General features: G+C 68.3%; 17 protein-coding genes. 6 read left to right on the top strand and 11 right to left on the bottom strand.

Annotated features, from left to right (window positions below):
• Window positions 1-3: 3 nt before the first annotated feature.
• From GGQ93_RS03650 to GGQ93_RS03675, 6 genes are read right to left on the bottom strand one after another with little or no spacing between them, the layout of a single operon-like run.
• Window positions 4-969: a DUF4350 domain-containing protein gene (locus GGQ93_RS03650; protein WP_183215145.1), complete on the bottom strand. Its 966-nt coding sequence runs from the start codon at window positions 967-969 to the stop codon at window positions 4-6.
• Window positions 970-973: 4 nt separating this feature from the next.
• The gene (fghA, locus tag GGQ93_RS03655; protein ID WP_183215146.1) at window positions 974-1,828 is read right to left on the bottom strand and encodes an S-formylglutathione hydrolase; all 855 of its coding nucleotides are present in this window, start codon (window positions 1,826-1,828) and stop codon (window positions 974-976) included.
• The gene (locus GGQ93_RS03660) at window positions 1,825-2,247 is read right to left on the bottom strand and encodes a type II toxin-antitoxin system VapC family toxin (protein ID WP_183215147.1); all 423 of its coding nucleotides are present in this window, start codon (window positions 2,245-2,247) and stop codon (window positions 1,825-1,827) included. The genes fghA and GGQ93_RS03660 overlap by 4 nt, the downstream gene beginning before the upstream one ends.
• Window positions 2,244-2,471, bottom strand: a complete 228-nt coding sequence (locus GGQ93_RS03665) for a FitA-like ribbon-helix-helix domain-containing protein (protein WP_183215148.1) — start codon at window positions 2,469-2,471, stop codon at window positions 2,244-2,246. Before GGQ93_RS03665 ends, GGQ93_RS03660 begins: the two co-directional genes overlap by 4 nt.
• 51 nt (window positions 2,472-2,522) lie before the next feature.
• A complete protein-coding gene (locus GGQ93_RS03670) occupies window positions 2,523-2,906 on the bottom strand; it encodes a VOC family protein (RefSeq protein WP_183215149.1) in 384 nt (127 codons plus the stop codon).
• An 18-nt stretch (window positions 2,907-2,924) separates the two neighbouring features.
• Window positions 2,925-4,031 carry an S-(hydroxymethyl)glutathione dehydrogenase/class III alcohol dehydrogenase gene (locus tag GGQ93_RS03675; protein ID WP_183215150.1) on the bottom strand — a complete coding sequence of 369 codons (1,107 nt, stop codon included), beginning with the start codon at window positions 4,029-4,031 and terminating at the stop codon, window positions 2,925-2,927.
• Between the two features lie 212 nt (window positions 4,032-4,243).
• On the opposite strand from GGQ93_RS03675, the gene cobB reads away from it, so the two are divergent.
• On the top strand, window positions 4,244-4,954 hold the full coding sequence (cobB, locus tag GGQ93_RS03680) for a Sir2 family NAD+-dependent deacetylase (protein WP_183215151.1): 711 nt from the start codon (window positions 4,244-4,246) through the stop codon (window positions 4,952-4,954).
• 54 nt (window positions 4,955-5,008) lie between these two features.
• Here cobB and GGQ93_RS03685 read toward each other — a convergent pair whose 3' ends face one another.
• Window positions 5,009-5,566, bottom strand: coding sequence for an OmpA family protein (locus tag GGQ93_RS03685; protein WP_182714212.1), 558 nt, complete (start codon window positions 5,564-5,566; stop codon window positions 5,009-5,011).
• Between the two features lie 372 nt (window positions 5,567-5,938).
• On the opposite strand from GGQ93_RS03685, the gene GGQ93_RS16390 reads away from it, so the two are divergent.
• Entirely contained in the window at window positions 5,939-6,775 is an 837-nt protein-coding gene (locus GGQ93_RS16390) for a hypothetical protein (RefSeq protein ID WP_183215152.1), read from the top strand.
• 75 nt (window positions 6,776-6,850) lie between these two features.
• Here the strand turns inward: GGQ93_RS16390 and GGQ93_RS03695 are convergent, their stop codons facing one another.
• From GGQ93_RS03695 to GGQ93_RS03705, 3 genes are all read right to left on the bottom strand, one after another.
• Window positions 6,851-7,174 (bottom strand): YnfA family protein, encoded by a 324-nt coding sequence (locus GGQ93_RS03695; RefSeq protein WP_183215153.1) that lies wholly within the window; start codon window positions 7,172-7,174, stop codon window positions 6,851-6,853.
• Window positions 7,171-7,965: an RNA methyltransferase gene (locus tag GGQ93_RS03700; protein ID WP_183215154.1), complete on the bottom strand. Its 795-nt coding sequence runs from the start codon at window positions 7,963-7,965 to the stop codon at window positions 7,171-7,173. The genes GGQ93_RS03695 and GGQ93_RS03700 overlap by 4 nt, the downstream gene beginning before the upstream one ends.
• A 301-nt stretch (window positions 7,966-8,266) precedes the next feature.
• A complete protein-coding gene (locus GGQ93_RS03705) occupies window positions 8,267-9,286 on the bottom strand; it encodes a phospholipase C/P1 nuclease family protein (protein WP_183215155.1) in 1,020 nt (339 codons plus the stop codon).
• Window positions 9,287-9,501: 215 nt separating this feature from the next.
• On the opposite strand from GGQ93_RS03705, the gene GGQ93_RS03710 reads away from it, so the two are divergent.
• Entirely contained in the window at window positions 9,502-10,143 is a 642-nt protein-coding gene (locus GGQ93_RS03710) for a DUF4168 domain-containing protein (RefSeq protein WP_260171136.1), read from the top strand.
• A 3-nt stretch (window positions 10,144-10,146) separates the two neighbouring features.
• On the opposite strand, the gene GGQ93_RS03715 is transcribed toward GGQ93_RS03710, so the two are convergent.
• Window positions 10,147-12,009 (bottom strand): monovalent cation:proton antiporter-2 (CPA2) family protein, encoded by a 1,863-nt coding sequence (locus GGQ93_RS03715; RefSeq protein WP_183215156.1) that lies wholly within the window; start codon window positions 12,007-12,009, stop codon window positions 10,147-10,149.
• Window positions 12,010-12,171: 162 nt separating this feature from the next.
• On the opposite strand from GGQ93_RS03715, the gene GGQ93_RS03720 reads away from it, so the two are divergent.
• The 3 genes from GGQ93_RS03720 to GGQ93_RS03730 all read left to right on the top strand — a co-directional run bounded on the left by GGQ93_RS03720 (window position 12,172) and on the right by GGQ93_RS03730 (window position 15,105).
• A complete protein-coding gene (locus tag GGQ93_RS03720) occupies window positions 12,172-13,998 on the top strand; it encodes a vWA domain-containing protein (RefSeq protein ID WP_183215157.1) in 1,827 nt (608 codons plus the stop codon).
• A gap of 62 nt (window positions 13,999-14,060) precedes the next feature.
• Window positions 14,061-14,468 (top strand): CBS domain-containing protein, encoded by a 408-nt coding sequence (locus GGQ93_RS03725; RefSeq protein WP_152948888.1) that lies wholly within the window; start codon window positions 14,061-14,063, stop codon window positions 14,466-14,468.
• Between the two features lie 70 nt (window positions 14,469-14,538).
• On the top strand, window positions 14,539-15,105 hold the full coding sequence (locus GGQ93_RS03730) for a hypothetical protein (protein ID WP_183215158.1): 567 nt from the start codon (window positions 14,539-14,541) through the stop codon (window positions 15,103-15,105).
• The last annotated feature ends 42 nt before the right edge of the window (window positions 15,106-15,147 follow it).

Consider the following 15,147-nt stretch of genomic DNA (forward strand, 5'->3'; position numbering starts at 1 on the left):
ACATCAGGGGATCAGACGGGACAGCCAGTGCGCCAGGTTCAGCGCAAACTGCTGATCGTCGTGCCCTTCAGTGTTGAGACCGAACCGAACCGGCGCGCGGTCCGGCTGGTCGGGAAAACGAATGATCTGGGCGGTCAACATCGCCGCCTCGCCCAGCACCACCACCCGCCCCCGTCCAAAGGAGAAGGCCAGACCCTGGGCGGGTAACGCCGGTCGCGTGTGCCCGCTGAATAGGGTTTCGGCCCGCTCGCCTCGGGCCAGGCCCTCCCGAACGGCTTGCAAGGCCTCTCTGTCGGTCGCCTCCAGAGCGTCCGCGCTCATCGCCATCAAGATGGTGGAGCCGGCGGGGCCCTCCAGCGACTGGCCCGTAAAGGTCTTCACGACGCGGACGCGCTCGGCTTCATTTCGCCCGGCGATGATGGGATGATCGCCCAGGGCCTGAGACGGAAAGGTCAGGTTGGCGGTCAGATCGTCGCCTATCCGCTGAAAGGCGTAGCCCTTGCCCATTTTGACGCCGAACCGCTCCGCCAGGGCCTCCGCCGCCGAACCGTGGGGCGCATGATCGGCGACCAGCAGCAGCGAGCCGCCCTGGCTGACCCAGTTGGCCGCCGCTTCGATTTCGCCGGGATCGAAGGCTGAAATGCGAGATCCGTCTTCGGGAGCGGCGGGATTGACGACCACCAGCACCGCGACGTCCCGCAGCGCGCCGGCCTCGTCCAGACGCCCGCGCCCCGCCTCCACCCGATAGCCGTCGGCGCGCAGCAGGGCGGCGAAACCCGCATAGCGTCCCTCGATCGTCTGAAGGCTGCCGTGCCCCTGATCAATGCGGATCAACGGCCCCGCCTCGGCATAGGCGGGAACGACGCCCTGGGGGCGCCAATCCAGATCGCCGGACTGCTCCTGCGCCGCCGACGCCCCGGCCGAAAGGCACAAGGCCATGCCGGCAAACAGCGTCAGCCGAAGGCTCATGATTCTAGCCCCTCAACCGCGCGGCGTGAAAGGCGACGTGGTCGGCGATGAAGCTGGTCATGAAGAAGTAGGAGTGGTCATAGCCGGGCTGCATCCGCAGGGTCAGGCCCTGGCCTGCGGTCTCGGCGGCCGCGCGCAGCAGTTCGGGCTTCAGCTGGTCGGTCAGGAAGCTGTCGGCGTCGCCCTGGTCCACCAGTATGTCGTCATACGCGCCGCGCGCGGCGCCCGCCTCGATCAGCCTGGCGGCGTCGTGGCGGTCCCATTCGGCGCGGTCCTCGCCCAGATAGGCGGTGAAGGCCTTTTCGCCCCAGGGGCAGCGCGTCGGCGAACAGATGGGGGCGAAGGCCGAGACCGAACGGAACAGGTCGGGGTGACGAAGCGCCAGGGTCAGGGCGCCGTGCCCGCCCATGGAATGGCCGCTGATCGACCGGACGCCGGTGGTCGGGAACTCGGCGTCGATCAGGCCGATCAGTTCGTCCGTGACATAGGTCTCCATGCGGAAATGCGGCGCCCAGGGCGCCTGCGTCGCATCGACGTAGAAGCCCGCCCCCTGGCCCAGGTCATAGGCCGGGTCGTCGGCGACGCCTCTTCCCTCAAGATCGGGGCCGCGCGGGCTGGTGTCCGGCGCGACGATGATGAGGCCGTGCTCGGCGGCCGCCCGGTAGGCGCCGGCCTTGGTGGTGAAATTATCCTCGGTGCAGGTCAGGCCCGACAGCCAGATCAGGACCGCGAACGGCCCCTCCCCGCCCGGAACGAAGACCGACAGGGTCATGGGCGTGCCCGTGGCCGCGCTGTCGTGCTTCAGATAGCGGAGCGTGCCGCCATGGACGATGTGGGTCTTGGTGGTTTGGAGGGTCATGCGACGCTTTCCGGCAGGCTCAGGAGACGAACATCCATGTCATTGACGGCGCCCAGTTTGCGAGCGAGCTTGCCATCGGCGGTGATGAGCGCCAGCCCCTGCCGTCGCGCCGTCACGGCATAAAGGCAGTCGATCATGGAATGGTTGAGGTCGCAGGCTAAGGTGAAGGCTTCCGAAATCAGCGCTCGGTGATCGGTCAGATCGACGACCTGCCGAATGATGGACAAATTCTCTGTCGCGGACGACGCCTGCAATTCGCCACGAACGACATAGCGACGAAAGACATTGGCCGCTTCCATCAGCATCAGGTCCGGCGCAACGGCCGGGCCGTGTATTTGGCGCGCCTCGATCGCGGCGTCAGCCAGCGGATCGTCGATGAACCATTTGACGACGACGCTGGCGTCGAAGACAGCGCTCACAGATCGCGGTCTTCGCGGATCAGAGCCGTGGAGTCGAGCGCTGAGCCTCGCGTTTGCTCGCGGGATCGTCGAGAAGCCGCCTCGAACCGCGCCTCGACGTCCATGGCCTCGCGCGCGGCCATGTCCCTGAACTTCTGCTCCAGGGAAATGTTCTCCGCCTTCGCCATCATCTTGAGACGGGCGACGATGCGGTCGTCGAGATCGCGAACCAGGACCTGAGCCATAAGTCATGATAGCATAGCGCTATCACGACGCCAACGCCTCACCCAGGCCGTTCAGCCGACCCGGTGCACAGCGCAAATCTTGTTGCCCGACGGATCGCGCAGATAGGCCAGATACAGTTTGCCGAACGTCCCCTGGCGCAGGCCGGGCGGGTCTTCGATCGCGGTTCCGCCGGCCGCCACGCCCGCGGCGTGGAAGGCGTCGACCGCCGCCGTGTCCTTGGCCGCAAAGCCGATGGTGCCGCCGTTGGCGTGGCAGGCCGGTTCGCCGTCGATCGGCTTACCCACGGCGAAGGCGCCGTGGGCCGTGCGCCACCAGTAGCGGCCCTTGGGATCCGGCCCCATGGCCGGATCAAGGCCGAGCGCGCCCAGGGCGGCGTCATAGAAGCGGCGCGAGGCCTCGACGTCATTGGCGCCGACGGTGATGTGGGTGAACATGCGTTTCTCTCCCTTGAACTAGAACACCACCACCGACCGGATGCTCTCTCCGGCGTGCATCAGGTCGAAAGCCTCGTTGATGCGCTCCAGCGGCAGGGTGTGGGTGATCATCGGGTCGATCTCGATTTTGCCGTCCATGTACCAGTCGACGATCTTGGGCGTATCGGTGCGGCCGCGCGCCCCGCCGAAGGCGGAGCCGCGCCAGACCCGGCCGGTGACCAGCTGGAACGGGCGGGTGGCGATCTCCTTGCCCGCCTCGGCCACGCCGATGATGATGCTCTCGCCCCAGCCGCGGTGGCAGGCCTCAAGCGCCTGGCGCATGACCACAGTGTTGCCGGTGCAGTCGAAGGTGTAGTCGGCGCCGCCGCCGGTCAGTTCGACCAGATGGGCGACCACGTCGGAGACCTCTTTCGGATTGACGAAATGGGTCATGCCGAAGCGGCGGCCCCACTCTTCCTTGTCGGGGTTGATGTCCACGCCCACGATCATGTCGGCGCCGACCATCTTCAGCCCCTGAATGACGTTCAGGCCGATGCCGCCCAGGCCGAAGACCACGGCGTTGGCGCCCGGCTCGACCTTGGCCGTATTGACCACGGCCCCGACGCCGGTGGTCACGCCGCAGCCGACGTAGCAGGCCTTATCGAAGGGGGCGTCCTTCCTGATCTTGGCCACCGCGATCTCGGGCAGGACGGTGTAGTTGGAGAAGGTCGAACAGCCCATATAGTGGGCGATGGCCTGGCCCTTGTAGCTGAAGCGGCTGGTCCCGTCGGGCATCAGACCCTTGCCTTGGGTGGCGCGGATCGAGGTGCAGAGGTTGGTCTTGCGCGACAGGCACGACTTACACTGACGGCACTCGGGCGTGTAGAGCGGGATCACGTGGTCGCCGACGGCGACCGAGGTCACGCCCGGCCCCACCTCGACCACCACGCCCGCGCCTTCGTGCCCCAGGATCGAGGGGAAGATGCCCTCGCTATCCAGACCGTCCAGCGTATAGGCGTCGGTGTGGCAGATCCCCGTCGCCTTGATCTCGATCAGCACCTCGCCGGCGCGCGGCCCCTCCAGATCGACCTCGACGATCTCAAGCGGCTTCTTGGCTTCGAAGGCGACGGCGGCGCGGGTTTTCATGGCGGGGACTCCTCAGTTTGCGCCTGTGTGTCACGAGGGGCGTCGCCGACGCTAGCCCCGCGCCGAAAACGCCACTCAGAATTTTTTAGTGCACTTTCGTGCAGATTTTTGAGATTCGTTCGCAAGTATGCGCGACATTCGATGTCTATCGCGCAACCACGCCAAGATCGGACGCAGGCTGACCGTCGGCGTCGAACGCGCTAATCAGGGTCATGACCCATCGCAACCTCGTCGTCCTGACCGGCGCCGGCATATCGGCCGAGAGCGGCGTGCCCACGTTTCGCGCGAGCGACGGCCTGTGGTGCGGGCACAGGGTGGAAGAGGTGGCGACGCCGGAGGGATATTCGGCGAACCCCGCCCTGGTGCAGGACTTCTACAATCAGCGACGGCGGCAGCTGGCGGAGGTCCGGCCCAATGCGGCCCATGTCGCGCTAGCGGAGCTGGCCGCGCGGTGGGACGGCGACTTCCTGCTGGTGACGCAGAACGTCGACGATCTGCACGACCGGGCCCATGCCGAGACGTCGCCCGCCGCCGGGTTCGAGCTGATCCATATGCACGGCGAACTGCTGAAGGCGCGCTGCACCCGTTCGGGCGTGGTGATGGACTGGGCAGGGGACATGGCGGCGGACGAGCCTTCCCCGCACCATCCGCAAGGGCGGATGCGGCCGCACATCGTCTGGTTCGGGGAGATGCCGCTGCAGATGGAGCGGATCGAGGCGGCGCTGGCGGCCTGCGACCTGTTCGTCTCCATCGGCACCTCGGGGGCGGTCTATCCGGCGGCGGGCTTCGTGCAGTCGGCGCGCTACGCCGGCGCACGGACGGTCGAGATCAATCTGGAGCCGACGCAAGGGGCGCGCCTGTTCGACGAGGGGGTCTATGGTCCTGCGACCGAGGCCGTGCCGGCCTTCTTCCGCGACCTATAGACCTGAAAACGACGGCCGCATCGCTGCGGCCGCCGATCTCTGGATCAAGCCTGATCAGGCCAGGACGACGATGGTCACGCGCCGGTTCTGCGCCCGGCCTTCGGGGGTGTCGTTCGAGGCCACCGGCTCTTCCTGACCATAGGAGATGGTCGACATCCGGTTCAGGGCCACGCCCTGGCGGTTCAGGAAGCGGCGCACGGCCTCGGCCCGCTGCTCGCCCAGCTGGTCGTTATGCTCGGGCGTGCCGGTGGAGTCGGTATAGCCCTGGATCTCCAGATAGACGTTGCGGTTCTCGCTTTGCAGACGCTGGGCGAACTGGGCCAGCCGCTGTTCCGCCTCGGGCGACAGGGCGGCGGCGTCGGTCGGGAACTTCACGGAATCGTCGGACAGGACGACCTGATAGAGGAACTTGCCTTCCGCCAGCTTGTGGGCGTCATTGGCCCGTTGCAGGGCCTGGCCCGCCGTGCCCTCGACCTGGGTCACCCGGTTGTCCACCACCTCGACCTGATCACGCACGAAACGATGGCTGGCGCAGCCGCTCGCCGCAAAGCCCATCGCGACGAGGGCGCCGCCGAGGACCGCCGTCCTGAGTTTCGATCTGCTCAAGTTCATGTCTCCTTCTTGCTGGGGGCGCCACGCCCAGTTCATGCGCCCGATGAAACTGCGGTAGGCGACAAGGCGGAGTAATGACGCGCTTTAGGCGGCAAAATGTCAGCTTAGCCGTTCGGTCTTCGACGAAACCCGCCATTTTCGATGAACAAGTGGAACCAGAAGGCGCGCCGTTACGTTGCGCCGCCAGCAGGCTTCGCCGTATGGCGGACAATCTGGACTATTGCTGATCTTAGACAGCGACCAGTTGTATTCGCGCCTTCGCCACCTTCCTGACGCGACTGAATGTTTTCAACAGACAGTCGTGATTTTTTACAGGGGTTCGTCGCGAATGACCATGCGAACGACGTCTCACATCGCATCACGGATCGGCGATTGAGCCCGGCGGCGATCCGGCGACGGGCCCTGGCGGTCGCGCCGGTGGTCTTCGGCCATGCGGCCCTGGTGCTGATGATGACGGCCGTGCGGCCCGAGCCGCCGGCCCGGCCGACGCCGGAGCCGGCGATCCTGGTCGAACTGGTCGCTCCGCCGCCACAGCCGCCGCCGCCCGCGCGCATCCCCGCGCCCGATCCTTCGCCGACGCCTGACGCCCCGGCGGCGGCGGCCCAGACACCCGCCCCGGCCAAGTCCGCCTCCCGACACGCCCCGCCCGCCGTCGCGGCGGCGCGGCCGCGCAAGATCGTCGACCGGCTTCCGCCCGATATCGAACCCCTGCCCGCCGCCCCCGCCCCGCCGGGACCGCCCCTGCCCCTGCTCGGCGCGGCCCAGCTGGCGGGCGCCGCGACGGTCGGCGCCGGTCCGGGCGGCGGGGGCGGGAATGGAGTCGGCGGCGCGGGCGGGAACGGCGGGACGGGATCAGGCCCAGGCTCCGGCGGCGGGTCCTGCGACATGGTGCGCTGGGTTCAGGAGGCGGTGCGCGACGACGCCGCCGTGCGCCGCGCCGTCATCGCCGCCAGCCGGGAGATGAACGCGGCCGGTCGGGCCATGCTGGTCTGGAACGGCGACTGGCTGCAAAGCCGCAACCAGGCCGGCAAGGGTCTGGCCGGAGTGCGCCAGGCCATTGCGCTGGAGGTCGCCTTCGCGCCGGCCGAGTGCCGAAACCAGCGGATGACGGGCCTGGCCGTGCTGACCCTGGAGGACGGCGCCGACGGGGCGCGGATCGCCCTGGGCAAGGGCAGCTGGCGCTGGTCGGACCTGCTGGGGGTGGGGTAACGATTTTTCTTTCGTCATCCTCCGGCAAGCCTCGCCTTCGCGGCGCAGACCGGGAAATGACGAAAGAAGAACAGGTTAGCCGCGCGGTCCGAAAAGGATGATCCCCGCCCCGACCAGACAGACCGCCGCGCCGATCATATCCCAGCGGTCGGGCGTCGTCTTTTCGACCATCGCCATCCAGACCAGGGAGGCGCAGATATAGACCCCGCCATAGGCGGCGAAGGCCCGGCCCGCCGCCTCGCTGGGGACCAGGGTCAGCAGCCAGGCGAAGGCGATCAGACAGACCAGACCCGGCGCCAGCCACAGCGGCGAGCGATCCAGCTTCAGCCAGGCCCAGAAGGCGAAGCAGCCGCCGATCTCCGCCAGCGCCGCCAGCGGGTAGATCAGCAACGCCTTCACTCGGGCGTTTCCGGCTTCTCAGCCTTCGCCGCCCGCTCGGCCGCCATCTTGGCCAGCACCCGGCCCCGCCCCCGGGCCAGGGCGTGGATGGCGCCGCGCATGGTGGCGACCTCCTGTTCGGAGAAGGCGGCGCGGCCCAGCATGACGCGCAGGTTCTGGCTCATCGAGCGCTTCTTCTCGGGCGGATAGAAGAAGCCGCCGTTCTCCAGCTCCTCCTCCAGATGTTCGTACATGCCGATCAGCAGGTCGTTCGAGGCCGGCGGCTCAGCCTCGCGGAAACGGGGCGGCGGGGCGTCCAGGATCAGGGTGCGCCATTCATAGGCGTTGATCGCCACCGCCTGGGCCAGGTTCAGCGAATGGTGTTTCGGGTCGATCGGAATGGTGACGATGCCGGCGCACAGGGCGATGTCGGTCGTCTCCAGGCCGGCGCGCTCGCCGCCGAACAGCAGACCGGTCTTCAGGCCCGAGGCGGTGTCGTCATAGAGGACGCGGCCGGCCTCGCGCGGGGTGCGGACCGGCTGGCGCGTCTCGCGCGGGCGGGCGGTGGTGGCGAAGACGGTGTTCAGGTCGGCGATGGCCTCGGCGACCGTGTCGAACACCCGCACCCCCTCCAACACCCAGTCGGCGCCCGAGGCCGTGGCCCAGGCCCGCTCCTGCGGCCAGCCGTCGCGGGGAGCGACCAGGCGCAGATCGACCAGGCCGAAGTTCGCCATCACCCGCGCCACGGCGCCGATGTTCTCGGCCATCTGAGGCTTGTCGAGGATGACGGCGGGGGGAGTCAGATCGGGCATTCGATGCACATACTCTTTCCGCTCATCCCGGCGAAAGCCGGGACCCAGTGCTTTCGCATCTCCAACGGCGCCTTAGAGCCTGATCGGTTGAAGTGGAATCGCTTCGCGATTCCGCTGAAGCCGTGAATCAGGCTCCAGATTAAAGCGAGCATGATTCACGCTTCTGTCGGAACCGCGAAGCGGTTCCGTCCGAAACGATCATGCTCTAATGCGTCGGACGAAAGGTCGAGCGCCGCTTTCAAGATCGAAGCGCCCAAAGGTCTGGGTCCCGGCTTTCGCCGGGATGAGCGGATAACCAGGTTCAGTCCTCGCCGACCAGGGCCAGCCAGGGGTCGGCGGTTCCGGCCTCGACCTCGGCGACCTTGACGGCGGGCCAGCCGATGGAGGCGTCGGCCGAGGCGGTCCAGGCGGCGGCGATGAAGTCGCGCAGCTCGGCCGCGCCCGCCGCCAGCCGTTCGTTGACGAAGGCCGCGCCGCGCGGGTCGGCGTCGCGGAAGGCCCCCGCCTTCTCCAGTCGATAGAAGGGGACGACCGTGCCGAGCGTCGTCGTCAGATAGGCGACGGTGCGCGCCTTGACGTCGAAACCCGTCAGATCGGCGGCGGGCATGGCGGCCTCGACAGCGTCCAGGCGGGCGACGCGGCTGGTGAAGGCGCCTTCGAACAGGGCATGGGTCTGGCGCGAATTGGTGAAGCCTTCCGGGTTCGGAAAGTCGCCCCAGCCGTTGTAGTGGATGCTCGTATGGTGGGGCTGGGAGCCGTCGCCGACATAGTGGCCCATCACCCCGATGTCGCGCAGGATCAGGGCCTCGCGGCGGATGCGGTCGGCGCGGTACCAGGCCTGGCGCTCCATATTGGTCTCGCGCTTTTCGGCGGCGTTCAGCACGCGCCAATAGGCGAAGTCGCGGCCCAGGTTCTGCCAAGCGTCCATCATGGCGTAGGGCAGATAGCCGGCGTCATCGACGTCCAGGCCCGCCTGGGTCAGGGCGGCGTCATACTCTGACTTCAGACGCGGCAGGGCGGTCAAGCTCATGCCGCGCTGGTCGAAGACCCGCCCCTGATCGTCCAGGTCGATGAAGTGGGCGGTGTCGCGCTCGCGGTCATGCGGCTGGCCCGCGCCCTTCCAGCGGTCGGGCTCGCGCGCCAGTTCGCCCACGTCGGCGACGGCGCCGGGGGTCTTCAGAAAGGCGGGCAGGTCGTCCGGCAGGGCCCGCATCGCCGCCACCCCGATCAGCCGGTGCCCCGTATTGCCCCAGGCGTCGACCTGGACGGCGGGGACGGCGACGGCGAGGACCGCCAGGGCGGCGATGGCGAGACGTTTCATACGGATGACCCTTGCGCAGATCACGACCGTCTAACGCATCCTTGATCGGCTCTCCAGCCCGACGGGGTGGCGATCGTGGCGCGAACGCCTAGGTTAGGCGGGCTCCCCGCCCTCCTGTTCCCTTCAAGGCTCCACCGTCGCGGGCGAGTGACGGCGTGATTGCGTCGTCGTCGTCACTGACGGCTTTCGTGGACGCCAGACCGAAAGGACCACGCATGATGCGCGCGCCCCGTTTCGCCCTTCTCGTCTCCGCCGCCGCCCTTCTGACGGCCGCAGGGGCCCAGGCCCAAACCGCCACGCCCTATCAACCCTCCTCCGGCCAGACGACGCCGACCCAGGCGGCCCCGGCCGATCCGAACGATCCTTCGACCTTCACCGATGAAGAACTGCGCAAATACGACGCCGCCATCACCCGCGTCCGCGCCGTCAGCGACACCCTGAACGGCGCCCAGCCGACGCCGGAACAGCAGGCGGAAATGGCCGCTGCGGTCCAGGATTCTGGGCTTGAGGTCGTGCGCTTCAACGCCATTTCGCGCGCCGCTGCGGACAATCCGGTGATCGACGCCCGGATCAGGGCCATGAAGGCGCCGCCGCCCGTCCCCGGCTCCGTCGCCGCCGGCGTCAGCGAGGCCGAACTGACCCAGTTCGTCCAGGCCATGGAGAAGATTCGCGCCGTGACCGCCAATGTGCAGAACGGCCAGGCCACGCCCGAGCAGAGCGCCCAGCTGACCGCCGCCGTCCAGGGCTCGGGCCTGGCCGTGGATCGCTTCAACGCCATCGCCGCCGCCGTGTCCCAGGACCCGGGGCTGCGCGCCCGGGCCGAACTGATCGGCGCCCGCTATCAGGTCGCCCAATAGGGCTCAAGATGCGACGGGTTCGTCCTCGGTCGCCGGGACGGACGGACCCGCCTCCTCCTCGTTCAGCAGCCGGCCCTCGCGGCGCGGCTTGATATAGGGGGCCGGCTGCGGCGTCGGCATGTTTCCGCGCATCAGCTGGCGGCCCGCCGTAATGCCGCCGGTCAGCTGGAGGTCCAGCCGTGCTTCGTCGCGGCGGCGGACATCGCCGATGGTCTCGGCCGCCTCATGCTCGTCCATACCCAGTTCGACCAGGGCGCGTTCGCCGAACTTCAGGGCGGATTCGAAGGTCTCGCGGATCTGATAGTCCACTCCGGCCTGGATCAGCCGCATCGAATGGCCCCGGTCGAAGGCGCGGGCCATGATCTTGGTCGTCGGAAACTCGGACTTGACCAGTTCGACGATGCGGTCGGCGACCTCGGGCTTGTCCACGCAGACCAGGACGATCTCGGCCTCATCGGCGCCGGACGCCCGCAGCGTATGCAGCTGGGCGCCGTCGCCGTAATAGACCTTGAAGCCGAACTGGGAGGCGGCCTGGATCATCTCGACGTCGTTCTCGATGATCGAGACGTCCACGTCGCGGGCCAGAAGGGGCTGGGACACGACCTGGGCGAAACGGCCGAAGCCGATGATCAGCACCTGCCCGCGCAGATCCTTGGCGAATTCCACGCCGTCCGCATCTTCGGCCGACAAGGTCGGCTTGGGCAGGAGACGCTGGGTCAGCAGACTGGTCAGCGGCGTCAGGGCCATAGACAGGATGACGATGGCCGACATCATGGCCCCGACCTGGGCGTCGAACAGACCGGCCGTCACCGCCGCGCCATATAGGACGAAGGCGAACTCGCCGCCCTGGGCGAACAGGGCCGCGCGTTCCACCGCCTCATGGTGCGAAGCCTTGAACAGGCGGGCGACGGCATAGATGCCCAGAGCCTTCACCGCCATGAAGGCGACCACGCCGCCGACGACCAGACGCCAGTCGGCGACCACCACCGACAGGTCCAGCGACATGCCGACGCTGAGGAAGAACAGGCCCAGCAGAATGGCGCGGAACGGCTCCACATCCGCTTCCAGCTGATGGCGGAAGCTGGACTCCGACAGCAGGACCCCGGCCAGGAAGGCGCCCATGGCCATCGACAGACCGCCCAGGGACATGGCCCAGGCGGCGCCGACGACGACCAGCAGGGCCGCAGCCGTCATCACCTCGCGCCCGCCGTAGCGCGCCAGAAGACGGAAGATCGGATTGACCAGATATTTGCCGGCCAGCAGCACCCCGCCGACCGCCGCCACCGCAAAGCCGACGGTCTGCCACAGGGGCGGCGCCTGTTCGTTCGCCACGCCCAGGACCGAGGCCAGGACGGCGACGACGGCCAGAAGCGGCACGATGGCGAGGTCTTCGAGCAGCAGGATGGAGACCGCGCGCTGGCCCGGTCCGCCCGCGATCGCGCCGCGCTCTTCCAGCATCTGCATGATGACGGCGGTGGAGGACAGGACGAAGCCCATGGCGCCGACAAAGGCGACGGGCGCGGAGAACCCGGCCAGCATCGCGGTCAACGTCAGGATCAGGCCGCAGAACAGGACCTGGGCCGCGCCCAGGCCGAATATCTCTTTCCTCAGTCCCCACAGGCGTTTGGGCCGCATCTCCAGGCCGATGATGAACAGGAAGATGACCACGCCGAACTCGGCGACGTGGAGAATGGTCTCGGGCTCGCGGAACAGCTTCAGGCCGAACGGACCGATGGCCAGGCCCGCCGCCAGATAGCCCAGCACCGAGCCCAGGCCGACCCGTTTGAACACGGGCACGGCGATCACCCCCGCCGCCAGCAGCGCCGCCGCCGCCCCCAAATCCAATCCCGACGCCGGCTCGGCCATACTGCACCCCTGAAGCTAGGCTCCCATTGTGGGGAGGCTCGGCGCAGATTGCGAGATGGCGCCGAGGACACAATCATTGTTCGACGAACGAACGGCGGCCGCGGCGCCACAGTTTCGCCCCAGCCCGCCCGCCGAGTGACGCAAACACGTGAGGGAGGAACCATGTCGCGTCTCTTCAGGATCACCGCCGTCGCCGCCCTGGGGGTGTCGCTCGCCGCGCCGCCGATGGCGCCCCCCGCCTTCGCCCAAACCCAGGCACAAACCCGACCCGCATCCTCGGGCAAGGCCCTGGACGGCGAGCCCACCCCGGCCGCCTGCGCCCCCTTCGGCTTTCGACTGCCCCAGACGCAGCGCGAGGTCGCCCGATCCTTCGCCACGCCGATCGTGGTGACGGGCTCGCGGATTCAGGCCAATGGCGCGCCAAGCGCGCCGCCGCCGCCTCCGCCGCCTCCACCGCCTCCCCCGCCGGCGCCTGCGCCGCCCGCTGTGACGACAGGCAGCGTGGGCGTGACCGGGTTTCGGGTTTCGCCGATCACCCCGGCGCCCGCGCCCGCCGACACCGAACGCTACCCCGATGCGACGCCCAATCCGGTGAAGCGGACCAGCGATCAGCCGGTCTCGACCTTCTCCATCGACGTCGACACGGCCTCCTATTCGAACGTTCGGCGCTTCATCGACGAGGGTCGTGCGCCGCCCAGGGACGCCGTGCGGGTCGAGGAGCTGATCAACGCCTTCGACTATGACTACGCCCGGCCGACCAGCCGGAGCCGGCCCTTCGCCATCACGACGGCGGTCGCCGCCTCGCCCTGGGCGGAGGGGCGTCAGATCGTGCACATCGGCCTGCAAGGCTATGAGCTGCCGCAGGGCGAGCAGCGCCCGCTGAACCTGACCTTCCTGGTGGACGTCTCCGGTTCGATGAACAGCCCCGACAAGCTGGACCTGGCCAAGAAGGCGATGAACCTGGCCATCGACCGGCTGCGCCCCCAGGACAGCCTGGCCGTCACCTATTACGCCGAAGGCGCCGGCACGACCCTGGCCCCGACGCCGGGCGATCAGAAGCTGAAGATGCGCTGCGCCGTCGCCAGCCTTTACGCCTCGGGCGGCACGGCGGGGGCGACGGGCATGACCAACGCCTATGATCAGGCCCAGGCGAACTTCGCCCGCGACAAGGTCAACCGCATCCTGATGTTCACCGACGGCGACTTCAACGTGGGCGTCACCGACGACAAGCGGCTGGAGGACTATGTCGCCGACAAGCGCCAGACGGGAATCTATCTGTCGGTCTACGGCTTCGGGCGGGGCAACTATCAGGACGCGCGGATGCAGGCCATCGCCCAGGCGGGCAACGGCGTCGCGGCCTATGTCGACAGTCTGCGCGAGGCCCGGCGTCTGTTCGGGCCCGCCTTCGACAAGGGCGCCTTCCCCATCGCCGACGACGTCAAGATTCAGGTCGAGTTCAACCCCGCCCGCGTCGCCGAATGGCGGCTGATCGGATATGAAACCCGGCTGCTGAACGAGGAAGACTTCGCCAACGACCGGATCGACGCGGGCGAGGTCGGCTCCGGCGCCAGCGTCACCGCCCTCTATGAAATCACCCCCGTCGGCGGCGCGACCCAGGTCCCTGAGCGGCGCTATCCCGACAATCGGATCGGGATCGGCGGCGGCGATCCGAACGGCGAGATCGGCTTCATCCAGATCCGCTACAAACAGCCGGGCCAGAGCCGGTCCGAGCTGATCCAGCAGCCCCTGACCAACCGGGCGACCGGCCCCGTCGGCGCCCAGGCGCCGGAATCGACGCGCTGGGCCATGGCCGTCGCGGCCTTCGGTCAGAAGCTGAGGGACGATCCCTGGATGGCGGCCGACTACGGCTGGGATCAGATCGTCGAACAGGCCCAAGGCGCGCGGGGCGACGATCCCTATGGCGACCGGGCCGAGTTCGTGCAGCTGGTCCGTGCGGCGAAAGACCTGCCTCCTGCACGGACGCCTTAAGGCCGGAACCGCGACGCCGGCGACGGGTTTTCAGCGCGACAGTCAGACAAGGAAGGCCCGTGATGAAGATCCGCGACGTGATGACCCGCGACGTCCATCTGGCGCGCCCCGGCGATACGATCCAGGCGGTGGCCGAACGGATGGCGCGCGGCGACTTCGGCTTCGTGCCCGTCGCCGAAGGAGACCGGCTGATCGGCGCCGTGACCGACCGCGACCTGGTGGTCCGCGCCTTGGCCGCCGGGGCCGCCCCCACCGCCCCGATCGTCGAATACATCACGCGCGATCCGCACACCGTGCTGGACACCGATGATCTGAAGTCTGTGCTGGACCTGATGGCCTCGCGCCAGATTCGGCGCGCGCCCGTGGTGGACAAGCACGGCCGCATCGTCGGCGTGATCTCCCTGGGCGACCTATCGACGCGGGTGAAGGAGCGGTATGCCGGCGAGGCCCTGGAGAGCATTTCGCGTTAACGCTGTCCGGTTACTCTAAGCTAAGGCGGGCCGACCATCCTTAGCCGGCTAAATGGGCCGGAGAACAGCTATGGCGCGCGCGCAGTTTCAGAAGGGGCAGAAGGTCTGGGTCGAATGCGTCGGCGCCTGGGCGACGATCGAAAAGGTCCAACCGGTCTGGGCCAAGGGGTTCGAAGAGCCCGTGCGCGTCACCTATGACGTGGGCCTGGGGCGGGAGTTCGCCGCTTCGGAACTGATGACCGCCGCTGAAGACGGGGCGGGCCGCGACCTGGGCGTCTGGCGCGTGCTGCGCGCCCGCAACAAGTGGCAGGCCGAGGAAGACTGTCTGCACCACCCTCAGCCCGGCACCTATCCCGTGGTCGTCACCGACACCGCCGACTGGGGCGGCTGGCGTGTGCCCGGCGCCGAATACGACCGCGATCCGCAACGGATCGAGTTTCAGGCGCGCCTGATCACGGCGGCGCCCCAGCTGATGCGGCTGGCCGAAAGCCTGATCGCCCTGGCGGCGGAGGCGCCCGAAGACGCCCCGCCCGCCGTGCTGGACCTGGCGCGCCAGGCCCGCAGCGCCCTTCATCCGGTCGTGACCGTGGCGCAGGAGGCGCAGACGTCGCCGCAATCCCCAGCCGTCGCCGCCTGACGGGCCAGAAACCGTTAACCAAGTCTCGACAGGAATCCGCGA

The sequence above is a fragment of the Brevundimonas aurantiaca genome (assembly GCF_014199955.1).
GTDB lineage: Bacteria > Pseudomonadota > Alphaproteobacteria > Caulobacterales > Caulobacteraceae > Brevundimonas > Brevundimonas aurantiaca.